This is a genomic window from Pseudonocardia sp. Ae717_Ps2 (assembly GCF_001932475.1).
In the GTDB taxonomy this organism is placed as follows: domain Bacteria; phylum Actinomycetota; class Actinomycetes; order Mycobacteriales; family Pseudonocardiaceae; genus Pseudonocardia.
This window is the reverse complement of record NZ_MCIS01000001.1, coordinates 5,523,183-5,541,102: the sequence shown is the minus strand read 5'-3', so window position 1 is coordinate 5,541,102 and position 17,920 is coordinate 5,523,183. Positions and strand designations below refer to the sequence as shown.

The 17,920-nt window shown below is 74.6% G+C and carries 15 protein-coding genes; 10 read left to right on the top strand and 5 right to left on the bottom strand.

The window, feature by feature from the left end; all coding sequences use genetic code 11:
• Positions 1–47: 47 nt before the first annotated feature.
• The 3 genes from Ae717Ps2_RS25480 to Ae717Ps2_RS25470 all read left to right on the top strand — a co-directional run bounded on the left by Ae717Ps2_RS25480 (position 48) and on the right by Ae717Ps2_RS25470 (position 3,023).
• Entirely contained in the window at positions 48–1,709 is a 1,662-nt protein-coding gene (locus Ae717Ps2_RS25480; protein ID WP_075309623.1) for a putative PEP-binding protein, read from the top strand.
• A 79-nt stretch (positions 1,710–1,788) separates the two neighbouring features.
• Entirely contained in the window at positions 1,789–2,406 is a 618-nt protein-coding gene (locus tag Ae717Ps2_RS25475; protein ID WP_075309625.1) for a ClpP family protease, read from the top strand.
• Between the two features lie 5 nt (positions 2,407–2,411).
• Entirely contained in the window at positions 2,412–3,023 is a 612-nt protein-coding gene (locus Ae717Ps2_RS25470) for a ClpP family protease (RefSeq protein WP_075312677.1), read from the top strand.
• Positions 3,024–3,026: 3 nt separating this feature from the next.
• On the opposite strand, the gene Ae717Ps2_RS25465 is transcribed toward Ae717Ps2_RS25470, so the two are convergent.
• The 3 genes from Ae717Ps2_RS25465 to Ae717Ps2_RS25455 form a co-directional block, all read right to left on the bottom strand.
• Positions 3,027–3,308, bottom strand: coding sequence for a helix-turn-helix domain-containing protein (locus Ae717Ps2_RS25465; protein ID WP_075309627.1), 282 nt, complete (start codon positions 3,306–3,308; stop codon positions 3,027–3,029).
• Positions 3,309–3,380: 72 nt separating this feature from the next.
• Complete coding sequence (locus Ae717Ps2_RS25460; protein WP_020623406.1) at positions 3,381–4,226, bottom strand: alpha/beta fold hydrolase; 846 nt, start codon at positions 4,224–4,226, stop codon at positions 3,381–3,383.
• A 64-nt stretch (positions 4,227–4,290) separates the two neighbouring features.
• Positions 4,291–4,608, bottom strand: coding sequence for a metalloregulator ArsR/SmtB family transcription factor (locus Ae717Ps2_RS25455; RefSeq protein ID WP_020623405.1), 318 nt, complete (start codon positions 4,606–4,608; stop codon positions 4,291–4,293).
• A 100-nt stretch (positions 4,609–4,708) separates the two neighbouring features.
• Here Ae717Ps2_RS25455 and Ae717Ps2_RS25450 point away from each other — a divergent pair, with 100 nt between their 5' ends.
• Positions 4,709–6,637 (top strand): heavy metal translocating P-type ATPase, encoded by a 1,929-nt coding sequence (locus tag Ae717Ps2_RS25450; protein WP_083695364.1) that lies wholly within the window; start codon positions 4,709–4,711, stop codon positions 6,635–6,637.
• A gap of 10 nt (positions 6,638–6,647) precedes the next feature.
• Here the strand turns inward: Ae717Ps2_RS25450 and Ae717Ps2_RS25445 are convergent, their stop codons facing one another.
• Entirely contained in the window at positions 6,648–7,271 is a 624-nt protein-coding gene (locus Ae717Ps2_RS25445) for a TetR/AcrR family transcriptional regulator (protein ID WP_075309631.1), read from the bottom strand.
• A 96-nt stretch (positions 7,272–7,367) separates the two neighbouring features.
• Between Ae717Ps2_RS25445 and Ae717Ps2_RS25440 the strand changes: the two genes are divergently transcribed.
• The gene (locus Ae717Ps2_RS25440) at positions 7,368–9,554 is read left to right on the top strand and encodes an ATP-binding protein (protein WP_233147813.1); all 2,187 of its coding nucleotides are present in this window, start codon (positions 7,368–7,370) and stop codon (positions 9,552–9,554) included.
• A 15-nt stretch (positions 9,555–9,569) separates the two neighbouring features.
• On the opposite strand, the gene Ae717Ps2_RS25435 is transcribed toward Ae717Ps2_RS25440, so the two are convergent.
• Entirely contained in the window at positions 9,570–10,259 is a 690-nt protein-coding gene (locus Ae717Ps2_RS25435; protein ID WP_075309635.1) for a response regulator transcription factor, read from the bottom strand.
• 103 nt (positions 10,260–10,362) lie between these two features.
• On the opposite strand from Ae717Ps2_RS25435, the gene Ae717Ps2_RS25430 reads away from it, so the two are divergent.
• From Ae717Ps2_RS25430 to Ae717Ps2_RS25410, 5 genes are all read left to right on the top strand, one after another.
• Positions 10,363–11,961 carry a carboxyl transferase domain-containing protein gene (locus tag Ae717Ps2_RS25430; protein WP_139318899.1) on the top strand — a complete coding sequence of 533 codons (1,599 nt, stop codon included), beginning with the start codon at positions 10,363–10,365 and terminating at the stop codon, positions 11,959–11,961.
• Positions 11,962–11,969: 8 nt separating this feature from the next.
• The gene (locus Ae717Ps2_RS25425) at positions 11,970–14,051 is read left to right on the top strand and encodes a biotin carboxylase N-terminal domain-containing protein (RefSeq protein ID WP_075309637.1); all 2,082 of its coding nucleotides are present in this window, start codon (positions 11,970–11,972) and stop codon (positions 14,049–14,051) included.
• Positions 14,048–15,208 (top strand): acyl-CoA dehydrogenase family protein, encoded by a 1,161-nt coding sequence (locus tag Ae717Ps2_RS25420; RefSeq protein WP_020627022.1) that lies wholly within the window; start codon positions 14,048–14,050, stop codon positions 15,206–15,208. The genes Ae717Ps2_RS25425 and Ae717Ps2_RS25420 overlap by 4 nt, the downstream gene beginning before the upstream one ends.
• 92 nt (positions 15,209–15,300) lie before the next feature.
• Entirely contained in the window at positions 15,301–16,320 is a 1,020-nt protein-coding gene (locus Ae717Ps2_RS25415; RefSeq protein WP_075309639.1) for an NADP-dependent oxidoreductase, read from the top strand.
• A gap of 22 nt (positions 16,321–16,342) precedes the next feature.
• A complete protein-coding gene (locus tag Ae717Ps2_RS25410; RefSeq protein WP_198932230.1) occupies positions 16,343–17,806 on the top strand; it encodes a fused MFS/spermidine synthase in 1,464 nt (487 codons plus the stop codon).
• Positions 17,807–17,920 lie beyond the last annotated feature (114 nt).

The following is a 17,920-nucleotide window of genomic DNA, read 5'->3' as shown; positions in this document are numbered from 1 at the left end:
CTGTGTTTGTCAACGGGTCACGCCGACGTAACCCCGGGAGCCACTCCATGCCGAGCACGACCGCCCTCACCGGAATCCCTGCCAGCCCCGGCCGCGCCGGCGGCCGCGTCGTCCGCGTCGCCGAGCCGCCGGGTGAGCCGGCCGCCGGTCCCGCCCCGGCCGACGCCGCCGCCGAGGCCGCGCGGATCGCGCCGGCCGTCGAGCTGGTCTCGCAGCGCCTGACCGCACGCGCCGCGACCGTCACCGGCGACGCGAAGGAGGTGCTGGAGGCGACCGTGTCGATGGTCGGGGACCCCACGTTGCTGGAGAACGCGGAGAACCTGGTGACCGGGCAGGGCCGGCCCGCCGCGCGTGCGGTGTGGGAGGCGGCGAACGCCTTCGCCGAGATGCTGTCGTCGATGGGCGGCTACATGGCCGAGCGCGCCCGCGACATCCACGACGTGCGGGACCGCATCGTCGCCGAGCTGCTGGGGCTGCCCGCACCGGGCGTGGCCGACCTGGACGCGCCCGCCGTGCTCGTCGCGACCGACCTGGCCCCGGCCGACACCGCCGGGCTGAAGCCAGGAGTCGCGCTCGCCCTGGTCACCGAGCAGGGCGGCCCGACCAGCCACACCGCGATCCTCGCGCGCTCGCTGGGGATCCCCGCGGTCGTCGGCTGCGCGGGCGCGGCCGGGATCGCCGAGGGCGCCGCACTGACCGTCGACGGCGGGACCGGCGAGGTCGTCGAGGTCGCCACCCTGGACGAGGCGACCGCGTTCGCCGCCGCCGCCTCGGTCACTGCCGAGTGGGACGGCGTCGGCCGCACCGCCGACGGCATGGTCGTGCCGGTCCTGGCCAACGTCGGCGACGGCCCCGGCGCGGTGAAGGCCGCGGACGCCCGCGCCGAGGGCGTCGGTCTGTTCCGCACCGAGCTCGCGTTCCTCTCCGCGGCCGACGAGCCGACCGAGGCCGCCCAGCGCGAGGTCTACACCGCGGTGCTGTCCGCGTTCGCCGGCAGGCCGGTCACCGCCCGCACCCTCGACGCCGGCGCGGACAAGCCGCTGCCGTTCCTGTCGCTCGACGGCGAGCCCAACCCCGCCCTCGGCGTGCGTGGTCTGCGGATCGCCCGCGTCCCCGGCAACGGCGACGGCGTGCTGGATCGCCAGCTCGCCGCGCTCGCCGCCGCGGCGAAGGAGACCGACGTCGAGCTCAAGGTGATGGCACCGATGGTCGCCACCGCCGAGGAGGCGCGCTGGTTCGTGGAGCGCTGCCGGGCGCACGGGATCACCCAGGCCGGCGTGATGATCGAGATCCCGGCCGCGGTGCTCACCGCCGACGAGATCATGGCCGAGGTCGACTTCGTCTCGGTCGGCACCAACGACCTGGCCCAGTACCTGTTCGCCGCGGACCGCCAGTCCGGTCCGGTGGCCGCGCTCAACGACCCGTGGCAGCCGGCGCTGCTGCGGCTGATCGGGCTGCTCGGCGAGGCCTCGGCGCGCACCGGTACCCCGGTCGGGGTGTGCGGCGAGGCCGCGGCCGACCCGGGACTCGCCGCGGTGCTGGTGGGGCTCGGCGTCGCGAGCCTGTCGATGGGCTCGGGGGCGCTCGCCGCGGTCGGGGCGACCCTCGCCGGGCTGACGGTGGAGCAGTGCCGGGAGCGGGCCAGGGCGGCCTGCGCCGCGGCCGACCCGATCGCGGCCCGCCGGGCCGTCGCCGCCCTCGACGGCTGAGGTCCCCGTTCGCCCTGGGCGGAGCTGCCCAGGGCAGAACCGGGCGCGGACCGGGCCGTCCTCCGGCCACGGTGGGGTCATGAGCGACTCACCACGCACCCCACGCTTCGACGACCGGGCCCGCCGTGACCTCTACGACCAGCGGGTCGTCGTGCTCGACGGCCCCCTCGACGACGACAACGGCACTCTGCTCGCCACCCAGGTCGTGGCACTGGCCGCCCGCGACCCGGACGCCGACATCGCCTTCTGGATCCACTCGCCCGGCGGGTCGGTGCCGGCGATGCTGGCGCTGCGGGACCTGTTCCGGCTGGTGCCCTGCGACGTGTCGACGCTCGTGCTCGGCATCGCCTACAGCGCCGGGCAGTTCCTGCTCTCGGCGGGCACGCCGGGCAAGCGGCGCGCGCTGCCGCACTCGCGGGTGCTGATGCACCAGGGCTCGTCGGGGATCGGCGGGACCGCCGTCGACATCGAGCTGCAGGCCGACGACCTGCGCCACACCCGGGACACGGTGCTCGGCCTGATCGCTCAGGACACCGGACAGCCGGTCGACCGGATCTTCACCGACTCGCTGCACGACCGCTGGTACTCGGCGACCGAGGCGCTCGACTACGGCTTCGTCGACGCCGTCGTGGACTCCTTCGACCAGGTGGTGCCGCGCCGTGGTGCGGTCCCGACCGGCTTCGGCGTGGGGCGGTGACGGCGATGAGCACCTACACGATCCCGAACGTCATCGCCCGCACCCCGAGCGGCGAGCGGGTCCTCGACGTCTACTCCCACCTGCTCACCGAGCGTGTCGTCTACCTGGGCACCGAGATCGACGCGGGCGTCGCGAACGCGTTGATCGCCCAGCTGCTGTTCCTCGAGGCCGACGACCCCGACCGCGAGGTGCAGCTCTACGTCAACTGCGGGGGCGGGGACCCCAGCGCGATGCTCGGCATCTACGACACGCTGCGCCACGTCCGCTGCCCGGTCGCGACGACGTGCGTCGGCCAGGCCGTGTCGGTGGGCGCGGTGCTGCTCGCCGCCGGGACCGAGGGCCGCCGGGGCGCGTTGCCGCACGCCCGGGTCGTGCTGCACCAGCCCGCGGCGCAGGGCCGCGGGTCCATCCCGGACCTCATCCTGCAGGCCGACGAGCTGGTCCGGATCCGCGCCGACATCGAGGAGATCCTGGCCCGCCACACCGGGCAGACCGTGGAACGGCTGCGTGCCGACACCGACCACGACCGGGTGTTCACCGCGGCTGCGGCGCGCGACTACGGCCTGCTCGACACGGTGCTCGAGCCGCAGCCGCCGCGGACCCGGGAACGCCGGTGAGGGTCAGGCGGCGAGCGCGTAGGCGCACTGCGGCCCGCGGGGTCGCGGCGCGGCCGCCAGACCGTCGGCGACGCCGCGGGTCAGCCCGGCCAGGTCGGTCCCGAGCGCCCCGGCGACGGCGGCGATCATCTCGCTGGAGGGCTCCTTGCGGCCCCGCTCCACCTCCGAGAGGTACTGCGGTGACACCCCGGCGCGCCCGGCCGTCGCGTGCAGGGTCTCGCCGCGGACGTGCCGGCGTCGTCGCAGCTCGCGGCCGAGTGCGTGCCGCCAGAGGGGTTCGCTCATGGGGGCACGGTAGGGCCGGACGGTCCCCGTCGTCCCCGGGTTCCGCCCACAGCGGAACCCGGGGACGGGCGGTCAGGCCTTCAGGAAGTCGAGCAGGGCGGCGTTGAACTCCTCGGGGTGGGTGGCGTTGAGGCCGTGCGGGCCACCCTCGATCAGCACGAGCTGCGCGCCCTTGATCGACTCGTGGGAGCGCTTGCCGGACACCTCGAACGGGACGATCGCGTCGGCGTCGCCGTGGATGACCAGGGTCGGGATGCCGGCGTCGGAGACCTTCTGCACGTCGCCGCGGAAGTCGGTGCGCCCGAACGCGGCGATGCAGTCCAGGGTGCCCTTCGGCGACGCGAACTCGGCGATCGTGCGGTGGTGGACCCGGCTCGGCTCGCTGATCAGGTCGGTGCGGTCACCCGCGGCGAAGAAGTTCGTCGTGAACCCGTCCAGGAAGGCGATCCGGTCGCCGGTCACACCACCCTGGAACTGCTCGATGGTGGCGTCGTCGAGGCCGCCGTCGGGGTTGTCGTCGGACTTGTACAGGTACGGCGGGACGGCCGCGGCCAGCACGGCGCGGGCGACCCGGTCGGTGCCGTGCTTCGCGATGTAGCGGACGACCTCGCCGCCGCCCATGGAGAACCCGACGAGGGTGGCCTCGCGCAGGTCGAGGTGCACGAGCAGGGCGTGCAGGTCGTCGGCGAAGGTGTCGTAGTCGTAGCCGTCCCAGGGCTGCGAGGACTGCCCGAAGCCGCGACGGTCGTAGGTGACGACCCGATGGCCGGCCTCGACCAGGGCCGGGACCTGCTTCTCCCAGGAGCGGCCGGAGAGCGGCCAGCCGTGGATCAGCACGACGGGCGCACCGGACCCCTGGTCGGTGTAGTGCAGCTCGAGCGGGCTGCCGCTCTCGGTGCCGATGCTGAGCTGGGGCATGGGGCCCTCCCTGGGAGATCGGTTGTGTGCAACCGAAAGCCTACGCCTCCCCGGCGAGGAGTCATCACTCGACGGTGTCGACCTGCCCGAGCACGCGCTCCAGCACGGCGCGGACCGTCGCGTCCTCCACCGTGTAGTAGACGTAGGTCCCCTCGCGCCGGTTCTCCACCAGGCCCGAGAGCCGCAGCTTCGACAGGTGCTGGCTCACCGCGGTGGGGGCGGCGCCGACCAGGTCGGCCAGGCAGGCCACCGAGGACTCGCCCTGCATCAGTGCCCAGAGGATCTTGACCCGGGTCGGGTCGGAGAGCATGCGCATCGCGTCCGCCACCCGGCGGACCTCGTCCTCGGGCGGCATCGCGAAGCCGGGAATGGACTCGTGCACGCCGCCGAGAATACCTGCGTGACTGCGCGGATGGTCCACCGTCTCAGCATCTGGATGGCTGACTGCGTATCTTCGTGTATGCGCAGATACGGTTCCACGCATGCGATCCGCTCTCACCCTTCCCGAGGTCCGCTGGGCCGGGGCCGCCCTGCTGGCCTTCCTGGCCGCGCTCGGGGCCGACCTGCTCGGCGCTCCGTCCGCGGTGGTCGTCGGCCTGTACCTGGCCTGCTACGTCCTCGGCGGCTGGGAGCCCGCGCTCGAGGGCCTGTGTGCGCTCGGGGAGAAGCGGCTCGACGTCGACCTGCTGATGATCGTCGCCGCGGTCGCGGCGGCGGCGATCGGACAGTGGTTCGACGGCGGCCTGCTCATCGTCATCTTCGCGACGTCCGGGGCGCTGGAGTCGGTCATGACCGCCCGTACCCGGGCCAGCATCGACGCGCTGCTCGACCTCGCCCCGGAGAAGGCCGTCGTCGTCGACGACGACGGTGCCGAGCACACCGTCCCGGCGGCCGGGCTCGTCGCGGGACAGGTCGTCGTCGTCCGTCCCGGGGAGCGGATCCCCGGCGACGGCACCGTGCTCGACGGTGTGTCGGAGGTCGACACCTCCGCGCTGACCGGGGAGCCGGTCCCGGCCCGCACCGGCCCCGGCGACGCGGTGCTCGCTGGCACCGTGAACGGCACCGGCGTGCTGCGGGTGCGGGTCTCGCGGGACGCGGCGGACACCGTCGTCGCGGGGGTCGCGGCGCAGGTCGAGCGGGCCGCGGAGACCAAGGCGGGCCGCCAGCTGTTCATCGAGCGCGTCGAGCAGCGCTACTCGGTGCTGGTCGTCGCGGGGACGGTGCTGCTGCTCACCGTGCCGCTGCTGCTCGGTGCCCCGTTCACCGAGACACTGCTCCGCGCGATCGTCTTCATGATCGTGGCCTCGCCGTGCGCGATCGTGCTCGCGACGATGCCGCCGCTGCTCGCCGCGGTCGCGGTGTCCGGCCGGCGCGGAACGCTGGTCAAGGACGTCACCGTGCTGGAGGCGCTCGCCGAGGTCGACACCGTGGTGCTGGACAAGACCGGCACGCTGACCTCCGGCCGCCCGCAGGTGGTGTCGGTGACCCCGCTGGGGTCCCGGTCCGCCGACGAGCTGCTCGCCCTGGCCGGGGCCGCCGAGGCCGGCAGTGAGCACGTGCTGGGCCGGGCGGTCCGCGCGCACGCCATGGAACGCGGCCTGCGGCTGCCACGGGCCGAAGGGTTCACCGCGGTCCCGGGCGAGGGGGTGCGGGCGGTCGTCGACGGGCGGAGCATCGCCGTCGGGCGCCCGGAGCTGGCCGGCGACGTCGAGGTCCCGGGGGTCGCGGCGCTGCAGGAGGCGGGGCGGACCGCCGTCGTGGTGCTGGTGGACGGCGAGCCCGCCGGGGTGCTCGGGCTGTCCGACGAGCCGCGCCCGGGTGCCGCGGACGCGCTGGCCGCGCTGCGCCGGGAGGTCGGCGGCGAGCCGCAGGTGCTCACCGGCGACGCCGAGCGCCCGGCCCGGGTGCTCGCCGGCCGGCTCGGCCTGACCCGGGTCCGGGCCGGGCTGCTGCCCGACGGCAAGGTCGAGGTCGTCCGCGCCGAGCAGGCGAAGGGTCGCCGAGTGCTCGCCGCGGGTGACGGCATCAACGACGCACCGCTGCTCGCCTCGGCCGACGTCGGGCTCGTCGTCTCCGAGGGGGCGGGGGCGCTGTCCCTGGAGGCCGCCGACGGCGTGCTCACCCGGGATCCGCTCGGCTCGCTCGCGCCGCTGGTGGTGCTGGCCCGGCGGGCACGGCGGATCGCGCGGGCGAACCTGGCCTTCGCCGCCACGGTGATCGTCGTCCTGGTCGGGTGGGACCTGGTGGGGACGTTGCCCCTGGTCGTCGGCGTCGCCGGGCACGAGCTGTCCACGGTGCTGGTGTGCCTGAACGGGCTGCGGCTGCTCGTCGTCGCGCGCCGGGAGGACCGGCGGGCCCGGTCCGCCGTCGCGCCGGCCGTGCCGGTCGAGCGGGAGCGCGTCGGCGTCTGAGGCCCGCCCCTCACGCGGGGGCGGCGTCCAGCGCGGCCAGCGCCATCCGGCGCAGCACCGCGGCCCGGGCGTCCGCCCCGCGCGCGGACGGCTGCTCGGCCCGCGGTGCGTACGGCGTGGAGTTGAGCAGGCCGAACACCCCGTGTGCGACGGTGCGGGCCTCGGCCGGGGCGACGTCGGGGTGCACCCGGCGCAGGGTGTCCACCCACAGCTCGACGTAGGTGCGCTGCAGCCGTCGCACGGTGCGGCGCGGCTCCTCGGGCAGGTTCGCGAGGTCCCGGTCCTGCACGACGATCAGCTCCGGCTCGCGGGTCGCGAACGCGACGTGGAAGTCGACGAGGTCGGCCAGCGCGGCCCGCGGGTCGTCGTGGTGCACGCGGGCCCGCCCGCCGTCGAGCAGCCGCTCGGAGATGTCGATGAGCAGCTCCGCGAGCAGCGCCTCCTTGCCGGGGAAGTGCCGGTAGAGCGCGGGGCCGCTGACGCCGACCGCGGCGCCCAGGTCGGCGATGCTCACCCCGTGGAAGCCGTGCCGGGCGAACAGTCGGGCCGCCTCGGTGAGGATCTGCTCGCGCCGCGACGGGGCCTCCGTGCGCGTGCCCGCGCCGTCCGGGGGAGAGGCTCCTGCTGCGGCCATCGGGTGATCGTAGCGTCGTCGGTTAACGGATGTTAACGCCTGGTGCGGTCCGTCTCAGGTTGCGCACAGGTCGACGGCGATACCCTCGTGGGCGTGATGAGGACCCTGCGCCGGATGCGTGAGCGTCTCGGCGTGCGCGCGGCGTCCGCCCTGGCGGCGGCCGCGGCGGTCGCGATGGTGCTCGTCGTCGCCGGTGTGTCGCTGGTGCTGATCCTGGAGGGCCAGCTCAAGCGCAACACCGAGGAGGCGCTGCTGGCGAACGCCCAGCAGGTCGCCGAGCGGATCCAGGCGAACTTCGCCGACTACCGCCCCGGTGACCCGGCCAAGGAGAACGCGGTGGTCACCACCGCCCGCCGGACCGACTTCGTGCAGGTCGTGACCGCCTGGAGCGACCGGACCGGTGCCCCGGACGACCGCGTCGGGTCGAACGGCCAGGGGCGCAACATCGAGGTGTTCGCCGCCTCCGAGCCGCTGGACGACCGGCCGCAGCTGGTGGACTGGGTCCTGGCCCCGCACGAGACGCGGTCCCAGATGGACGTGCCGGTCACCTACCACGACGCCGGGGGCCCGGGGCTCGACCCCCGGTCCGGCCCGCTGGAGACCGAGGACATGATGGTCGTCGGGCTCGGTGTGCGGGCCTTCGACCGGCCGATCACGATCTACTCCGCCCAGCCGACCGACCAGATGCACCGGGCCGTCGACCTGGTCACCTGGCTCGTCGCGGGCGGTGTGCCGCTGCTGGTGCTGGTCGCCGGCGGCTTCACCTACCTGTTCGCCGGTCGCGCGCTGCGCCCGGTGGAGGACATGCGCGCCCGGGTCGCGGGCATGGGGGACAAGGATCTGTCCCAGCGTGTCGACGAACCCGTCGCGCGCGACGAGGTCGGCCGCCTCGCCCGCACCATGAACCAGATGCTCGGGCGGCTCGAGTCCTCCCAGGCCACCCAGCACCGCTTCGTCGCCGACGCCAGCCACGAGCTGCGCAGCCCGCTCGCGACCGTGTCGACCGGGCTGGAGCTGCTCGGCTCCGGGATGCCGGAGTCCTCCGCGGACCGGGCCACCGTCGACGTGCTGCGCGGGGAGGCCTCCCGGCTGACCGGCCTGGTCGAGAACCTGCTGTTCCTCGCCCGCGCGGACGAGCGCGGCATCGCTCCGCGCCGCGAGGAGGTCGACCTCGACGAGATCGCCGACGCCGAGCGGGAGCGTCCGTCGGCCGAGACCGCCGTCGCGGTCCGGGTGACGAGCGAGCCCGTCCGGGTGGTCGGTGACCGCGGGCAGCTGGTCCGGGTGCTGCGCAACCTGGTCGACAACGCCAAGCGGCACGCGTCGTCGATGGTCGCGGTGTCGGTCCGCGCCGAGGGCGGCGTCGCCGTGATCGAGGTCGACGACGACGGCAACGGCGTCCCCGAGGCCGACCGCGCCCGGGTCTTCGAGCGCTTCGTCCGGCTCGACGAGGCCCGCGCCCGCGGCGACGGCGGCTCCGGGCTCGGCCTCGCGATCGTCGCCGAACTGGTCGCGGCGCACGGCGGGACGGTGGAGGCGACCTCGTCGCCGGAGCTGGGCGGGGCCCGGTTCCGGGTCACCGTGCCCGCCGCGCCGGCGCCGCTGCCCGAGGAGGAGACCCCCGAGCCGGTCGGTGCCGAGCACGCCGGCGCCGACGCCGGGCCCTCCGCGGAGCTGTGCGACGACCGGCCCTCCGGTCCGATCCCGCGGGTGACCACCAGGTCCCGGTGGGCGCGGGAGGAGGAGCCCGCCGACTTCGGCCCGGACGCCTGGGTGGGGCACGGCGGGCAGGACGATGCCGACCGCGGGGCGCCCGAGCATGTCGCGGTGCAGGCCGGGGCGGTGCAGGCCGGGGCGGTGCAGGGTGCGTCGCCGCGCGGGACCGCCGGTCCGGGTGGCATGATGCGCACGCCCGGTGACCCGGCCGTCACCCACGGCTCGGGCACGGACGGTCGGCCCTCGGACAGCGCTCAGGGGACGGCCCCGCCCGACCCGGAGGACGACGTGTCCGCACCGCCCGCCCACAGTCGTCTCGACCCGCCGACCGGCCCGCTGCCGATCCGGCCGAACACCGTCGGCAGCCCGTTCGACGAGAACGCCACCCGGCCGTTGCCGGTCGTCACGCCGCGGGAGCAGCGGGGCCGCGCCGGCACCGCCGTCGCCGGCCGGGAGACGACCCGCGAGGCACGTGACACCCGGGACGCCGGGCGCCAGCCCGCCCTGGCCGGGCGCGAGCCGGTCGTCACGCCGTCGCCGCGGCGGCCGTCCGACCGTCGTCGCTGAGCGGGTCCCCGCAGGTCAGCGGGGCGTCGCGGGCGCGGGCTCGGACATCCGGTAGCCGACGCCGCGCAGCGTCTCGATGCTGTGCGTCCCGAACGGAGCGTCGATCTTGCGGCGCAGGTAGCCGACGTAGACCTCGACGACGTTGACCTCGCCGTCGTAGTGGGCGTCCCAGACCGAGCGCAGGATGTCGGTCTTGGTCACGACCTGCCCGGTGTTCTGCATCAGGTGCTCGAGCACGCCGAACTCGCGCGGGGTCAGCGGGATCTCGGTCTCGCCGCGGTGCACCCGGTGGGTCCCCGGGTCCAGCGTGAGGTCCCCGACCCGCAGGACGGTCGGTGCGGCCTCCCCGGCCCGGCGCAACAGCGCGCGCAGCCGGGCCTGCAGCACGACGAACGAGAACGGCTTGGTCAGGTAGTCGTCCGCGCCGAGGTCGAAGGCGTCGGCCTCGTCGTACTCGCCGTCCTTGGCGGTCAGCATGAGCACCGGCGTCCACACGCCCCGGTCGCGCAGGTGCTGCAGGATCCGGTAGCCCGACAGGCCCGGCAGCATGATGTCGAGGATGACCACGTCGTGCCGGCCGGTCAGCGCGAGCTGCAGCCCGGTGGGGCCGTCGTGTGCGACCTCCACCTCGTGCCCCTCCCCGGTCAGGCCCCGGCGGACCAGTTCGGCGAGCGGCTTCTCGTCCTCGACCAGCAGCAGGCGCACGTCTCCCAGAGTAGAGGTCGCCGCTGCCCGCCCTGGACGACGCGTGTTAACAACCGCTAACCTGTTAACAGTTATTAACAGACAGCGTTCCCCGGGAGGTCCGATGACGGCACCGCAGGCCCCACCCGCGCCGGCCCCGGAGGCCCCGCGGCTCGGCACGGCGGTGGACCCGGCCGACCCGCGCGCCGTAGAGAACGACGCCGCGCACCGCGCCCTGGTCGCCGACCTGCGCGACCGGCTGGAGCGGACCCGGCTCGGCGGGCCGGAGCGCTCGCGGGCCCGGCACGTCGAACGCGGGAAGCTGCTGCCGCGCGACCGGGTGGACGCGCTGGTCGACCCGTCGTCGCCGTTCCTGGAGTTGTCCCCGCTGGCCGCCCACGGCATGTACGACGACCAGGCCCCCGGCGCCGGGATGATCACCGGGGTCGGGCGGGTCGCCGGCCGGGAGGTCGTGGTCGTCGCCAACGACGCGACCGTCAAGGGCGGCACCTACTACCCGATGACGGTCAAGAAGCACCTGCGCGCGCAGGAGGTGGCGCTGCACAACCGGCTGCCGTGTGTGTACCTGGTCGACTCCGGGGGCGCGTACCTGCCCGAGCAGGACGAGGTGTTCCCCGACCGCGAGCACTTCGGCCGCATCTTCTACAACCAGGCGCAGATGTCGGGCCGGGGCATCCCGCAGATCGCCGCCGTCCTCGGGTCCTGCACCGCGGGTGGCGCCTACGTCCCCGCGATGAGCGACGAGGCCGTGATCGTCCGCAACCAGGGCACGATCTTCCTGGGCGGCCCGCCGCTGGTGAAGGCCGCGACCGGTGAGGTCGTCACCGCCGAGGAGCTGGGCGGCGGGGACCTGCACGCGAAGGTCTCCGGCGTCACCGACCACCTCGCCGTCGACGACGCGGACGCGCTCGCCCGGGTCCGCGCGATCGTCGCGACGCTCGGCCCGCGTGCCCCGCGGCCGTGGGAGGTGCGCCCCACCGAGGAGCCCGCCGTCGACCCCGCCGGGCTCTACGCCGCGGTGCCCACCGACACCCGCACTCCCTACGACGTGCGCGAGGTGATCGCCCGCGTCGTCGACGGCTCCCGGTTCGCGGAGTTCAAGTCCGAGTACGGCACCACCCTGGTGACCGGGTTCGCCCGGATCCACGGCCACCCGGTCGGGATCGTCGCCAACAACGGGATCCTGTTCTCCGAGTCCGCGACCAAGGGCGCGCACTTCGTCGAGCTGTGCGACCAGCGCGGCATCCCGCTGGTGTTCCTGCAGAACATCTCCGGGTTCATGGTCGGCCGCGAGTACGAGGCGGGCGGCATCGCCCGCAACGGCGCGAAGATGGTCACCGCCGTCGCCTCCACCCGGGTGCCGAAGCTGACCGTCGTCATCGGCGGGTCCTTCGGCGCCGGCAACTACGCGATGTGCGGGCGGGCGTACTCGCCCCGGTTCCTGTTCATGTGGCCCAATGCCCGCATCTCGGTCATGGGCGGCGAGCAGGCGGCCACCGTGCTCGGCACCGTCGGCAACGCCGATCCGGACGCGATCCGCGCCCAGTACGAGGAGCAGGGACACCCCTACTACTCCACCGCCCGGCTGTGGGACGACGGCGTCATCGACCCCGCCGACACCCGCACCGTCCTCGGGCTGTCGCTGTCCGTCGCCGCCAACGCGCCCCTGGCCGACCCGGCCTTCGGCGTCTTCCGGATGTGAGGCCCCCCATGGGATCGGCACTGTTCGACACCGTCCTGGTCGCGAACCGCGGTGAGATCGCGGTCCGCGTCATCCGCACCCTGCGTGCGCTGGGCGTCCGGTCGGTCGCCGTGTACTCCGACGCCGACGCCGCGGCCCCGCACGTCCGCGCCGCCGACGAGGCCGTCCGGATCGGCCCGGCCGCCGCGGGCGAGTCCTACCTGTCGGTGGAGAACGTGATCGCCGCCGCCCGGGCGACCGGTGCGCAGGCGATCCACCCCGGTTACGGCTTCCTGTCCGAGAACACCGCGTTCGCCGCCGCCTGCGAACGGGCGGGGATCGCCTTCGTCGGGCCGCCGTCGTCGGCGATCGAGGCGATGGGCGACAAGATCCGCGCCAAGCAGACCGTCGCGAAGGCCGGGGTGCCGGTCGTGCCCGGGTCCGACGGCGCCGGCCTCACCGACGACGACCTGGCCGCCGTCGTCGCCGACATCGGGTACCCGGTGCTGCTCAAGCCGTCGGCCGGCGGCGGTGGCAAGGGCATGCGCGAGGTCCACACCCCCGATCAGCTGGCCGACGCGATCGCCGGTGCGCGTCGCGAGGCCCGCGGTTCCTTCGGCGACGACACCCTGCTCGTCGAGCGGCTGGTCACCACGCCGCGGCACATCGAGATCCAGGTGATGGCCGACGCGCACGGCACCGTCGTGCACCTCGGCGAGCGCGAGTGCTCGCTGCAGCGCCGCCACCAGAAGATCATCGAGGAGGCGCCGTCCGCTCTGCTCACCCCCGCGCAGCGCGCGGAGATGGGCCGCGCCGCCTGCGAGGCGGCGCGCTCGGTCGGCTACACCGGCGCGGGCACCGTCGAGTTCATCGTGAGCTCCGACCGGCCCGAGGAGTTCTTCTTCCTGGAGATGAACACCCGTCTGCAGGTCGAGCACCCGGTCACCGAGGAGGTCACCGGCCTGGACCTGGTCGAGCTGCAGCTGCGCGTCGCCGCCGGAGAGCCGCTGCCGATCACCCAGGACGACGTGGTCCTCACCGGGCACGCGGTGGAGGCCCGGGTGTACGCCGAGGCCGCCGCGGTCTCTGGTGACGCGCTCACCTTCCTCCCGTCCGGCGGGCCGGTGCTGGACTGGACGCCGCCGCCCGGGGTGCGGGTCGACGCCGGGATCGAGACCGGCACCGTGGTCGGGTCGGACTACGACCCGATGCTGGCCAAGGTGATCGCCCACGGCGCCACCCGCGACGAGGCGCTGCGCCGGCTCGACGCCGCGCTGCGCGACACGGTGCTGCTCGGGCTCGACTCCAACATCGGGTTCCTGCGGGCCCTGCTCGCCGACGACGACGTCCGCGCCGGGCGCCTCGACACCGGGCTGATCGCCCGGCGCGGCGCCGCACTCGTCGACGACACGGTGCCCGCCGACGTCCTCGGTGCCCTCGCCGGTCTCGGGCTGCTGCGCCGGGAGCCGGCCGGGCCCGTGGTGGACCCCTTCGACGTCCCCGGTGGCTGGCGGGTCGGGGAGCCCGCCTGGACGGTGAGCCGCCTGGTCACCGGGGGCGCCGACGGTGCCGCCGAGGTGCGCGCCCGCGGCCGGGCGGCCGGGTTCGACCTGGCGCTGCCCGCCGCGGACGGGCCGGCGGACGGGGTTCCGGGGGACATCGCCGTCCCGGCGTCGGTATCACCCGCCGCGGCCGTCGTCCGGTGCCGCACCGCCGCCGTCGCACCGGGGGTCGTGGAGCACACCCAGGACGGGCGCACCCGCCGGTTCGCCGTCGCCGAGGGTGCCGACGGGGTCGTCTGGATCGGCCGCGACGGGCACGCCTGGAGCCTGCGGGAGCAGGCGCCGACGGAGGCCGCCGCGATCGCCGGCGGCGCGGGCGGGCCGGTCGTCTCGCCGATGCCGGGGACGGTCACCGTCGTCGAGGTCACCGACGGGGACGCCGTCGTCGCAGGTCAGAAGCTGGTCGTCGTCGAGGCCATGAAGATGGAACACGTGCTCACCGCCCCCGTCGACGGGACGGTGCGCGAGCTGAGGGCCCGGGCCGGAGCCACCGTCGCGAAGGACGCGGTGCTGCTCGTGGTCGAGCCCGTATCGGAGGAGCAGGCATGACCGTCGCCCAGGACACCACCACCGCCGAGGAGTACGAGGCGCTGCGCGCCGCGGTCGAGGAGTTCGCGCGCACCGAGGTGGCCCCGGTCATCGGGGACCTCTACATCCGCGAGGAGTTCCCGTACGCGATCACCGCGAAGATGGGCGAGATGGGCCTGTTCGGCCTGCCCGTCCCGGAGGAGTACGGCGGGCAGGGCGGCGACTACCACGCCCTCTGCCTGGCCCTGGAGGAGCTGGCGCGGGTCGACTCCTCGGTCGCGATCACCGTCGAGGCCGGCGTCGGGCTCGGTGCCATGCCGATCCTGCGGTTCGGCACCGACGAGCAGAAGTCGCGCTGGCTGCCCGACCTCGCCGCGGGCCGCGCGCTGGGCGCCTTCGGGCTCACCGAGCCCGGCGGCGGCTCCGACGCCGGCGCCACCCGCACCACCGCCCGGCTCGACGGCGGCGAATGGGTGATCAACGGATCGAAGTGCTTCATCACCAACTCCGGCACCGACATCACCTCGGTGGTCACCGTCACCGCCGTCACCGGTGAGAAGCCGGACGGCCGCAAGGAGATCTCGGCGATCCTCGTCCCGGCCGGCACCCCCGGGTTCACGGTGAGCGAGAAGTACTCCAAGGTCGGCTGGAACTGCTCCGACACCCGCGAGCTCTTCTTCGACGACGTCCGCGTCCCCGAGGCGAACCTGCTCGGCGAGCGCGGTCGCGGCTACGCCCAGTTCCTGTCCATCCTCGACGAGGGCCGGGTCGCGATCGCGGCGCTGGCGACCGGGCTGGCCCAGGGCTGCGTCGACGAGTCCGTGCGCTACGCCGGTGAGCGCGAGGCGTTCGGGAACACCATCGGGTCCTACCAGGCGATCCAGTTCAAGATCGCCGAGATGGAGGCCCGCGCGCACACTGCCCGGCTGGCCTGGCAGCACGCGGCGCGGCTGCTCGTCGCGGGCGCGCCGTTCAAGAAGGAGGCGGCGATCGCCAAGCTCGTGTCGTCGAACGCCGCGATGGACAACGCGCGCGACGCCACCCAGATCTTCGGCGGCTACGGCTTCATGAACGAGTACCCGGTCGGGCGGTTCTACCGCGACGCGAAGATCCTCGAGGTCGGCGAGGGCACCTCCGAGGTGCAGAAGATGCTGATCGCGCGCCACCTGGGCCTGTGACGACGATCCGTTCGGTCACCGAACGACATTCCCGTCACGCGCGTGACGACCGTGATGCGGTGCCGCGCCCGTGTCCGGGGTAGACCGGTGTCATGAGCAACGAGGTCAACCACCAGGTACGGCTCGCCGCGCGCCCGCAGGGCACCCCCGGCCCGGAGGTGTGGGACCACACCACCGAGCCGGTGCCCGAGCCCGGCGAGGGCCGCATCGTCGTCCGGGTCAGCCACATCTCGCTGGACCCGGCGATGCGCGGCTGGATGAACGAGGGTCGCTCGTACGCGCCCCCGGTCGGGATCGGCGAGGTGATGCGCGCGCTCGGCCTCGGTGAGGTCGTCGCCTCGAAGAACCCGGACTTCGCCGTCGGCGACACCGTCACCGGCGTGCTCGGCGTCCAGGAGTACACCGAGAGCGACGGCCGCGGCCTCCAGAAGGTCTCCCCGACCGCGGACGTGCCGCCGGAGCGCTACCTCGCGCTGCTCGGCATGACCGGCATGACCGCCTACTTCGGGCTGTTCGACGTCGGTGCCCTCTCAGAGGGGGAGACGGTCGTCGTCTCCGGTGCGGCCGGTGCCGTCGGGTCGGTGGTCGGGCAGCTCGCGAAGGTCAAGGGCGCCCGGGTCATCGGCATCGCGGGCGGTCCGGAGAAGTGCGCGTGGATCACCGACGAGCTCGGGTTCGACGCCGCGATCGACTACCGCTCGGAGAACGTGTCGCAGCGGCTGAAGGAACTCGCCCCCGACGGCGTGGACGTCTACTTCGACAACGTCGGCGGGGAGATCCTCGACGCCGTGCTCGGCAGGCTCGCGATGCACGCCCGCGTCGTCCTCTGCGGCGCGATCAGCCAGTACAACGCCGAGGGCGGCATGACCGGCCCGAAGAACTACATGAACCTGCTGGTCAGCCGGGCCCGGATGGAGGGCTTCCTGGTCGGGGACTACGTCCCCCGCTGGGGCGAGGCCGGCAAGGAGCTCGCCGGCTGGCTCGCCGAGGGCCGCCTGCACAGCCGCGAGGACGTCGTCGACGGCACCGTCGACGACTTCCCGGAGGTCTTCGGAAAGCTGTTCCGCGGCGAGAACACGGGCAAGCTCGTGCTCCGGCTGAAGCAGGGCTGACCCCGACCGGCACCATGGCGGGGTGCGCCTCGCCATGGCCCGGACCGCCGTCGTCGTCTCGGGGGCGGCGATCCTCGTCGTCGAGACCCTCGCGACCCGGCTCGTCGCGCCCTACGTCGGACTGACCCTCGAGTCGACCACCGCCGTGATCGGGGTGGCCCTCGCCGGGATCGCGGCGGGGGCCTCGCTCGGCGGGCGGTGGGCCGACGAGCGCGACCCGGTCGCCGTCGCCGCGCTGATGCTGGTCGTCGGCGGGCTGGGCACCCTGGCCGTACGGCCGGTGGTCCGGCTCCTCGGGCCGCTGCTCGGCGCCGGGCCGTACGCCGCGGTCGTGCTCGTCGCCGCGTCCACCCTGGTCTCGGTGACGGCGCTGGCCGCGGTCACCCCGGCCGTCACCAAGGCCCGGCTGACCGGGCTGGACCGCTCCGGCGAGGTCGTCGGCGGGCTGTCTGCCGCGGGCACCCTCGGGTCGCTCGCCGGCACCTTCCTCACCGGGTTCGTGCTGGTCGCACTGTTGCCGGTGAGCGCGATCCTGCTGGTCACCGCCGCCGCCTGCCTCGTGCTCGGGCTCGTCCTCGCGCCCCGTCGGCGGCGCTCGGACATCGCGAAGGGCGGCGCCGCGGCGCTCCTGCTGGCCGTCGCGCTCGTCGCGCTCTCGGGACGCTGCGACGCCGACACCACCTACTACTGCGCCGCCGTCCGGACCGACCCCGCGGACCCGGCCGGTCGCTACCTGGTGCTCGACGACCTGCGTCACTCCTACGTCCGCCTCGGCGATCCCGCGCACCTGGAGTTCGCCTACACGAAGCGGTTCGCCGCCGCGATCGACACCGCGTTCCCGCAGCCGCGCCCGGTCGACGCGGTGCACGTCGGCGGCGGCGCGCTGACCATGCCGCGCTGGCTCGCCGCGACCCGCCCCGGCAGCACCTCGACCGTGCTGGAGCTGGACCCCGGCGTGATCGACCTCGGGGTCCGGTCGCTCGAAGCCGGCGCGATCCCCGGCACGACCGTCCGGACCGGCGACGCCCGGGTGAACCTCGCCGCGCTGCCCGACGACTCCGCCGACCTCGTCGTGGGCGACGCCTTCGGTGCCCGCTCGGTGCCCTGGCACCTGTCCACCGCGGAGTTCCTCGACGAGGTGGCGCGGGTGCTGCGCCCGGGCGGGGTGTACGTGCTCAACGTGATCGACCGGTACCCGCTCGACCTGGTCCGGGCCGCCACCGCGACCGTCGAGTCCCGGTTCGCGACGACGATGCTCCTCGCCCGCCCCGACGAGTTCGCCCCCGGCGGGGGCGGGAACGTCGTGGTCGTCGCCTCGGACCGGCCGCTCGACCCGGCCGCGCTCGACGCCGCCGTCGCCCGCTCCGGCGAAGCGGGCGCGGTCCTCGACCCGGCCCGCACCGCCGCGTTCACCGAGGGGATGCCGGTCCTGACCGACGACCGCGCCCCGGTGGACCAGCTGATCACCACCGGTCTGGCGGGGTAGGACGCCGACCCCTCCGTGCCCCGGGGTGCTGTGCCCCCGCTCGCCCTGTCCCGCGTGGCCCGCCCCCGCCCCGCTCGGCTGCACGCCGGGGCCCGCTGTGCCGCGCCTCCGTCG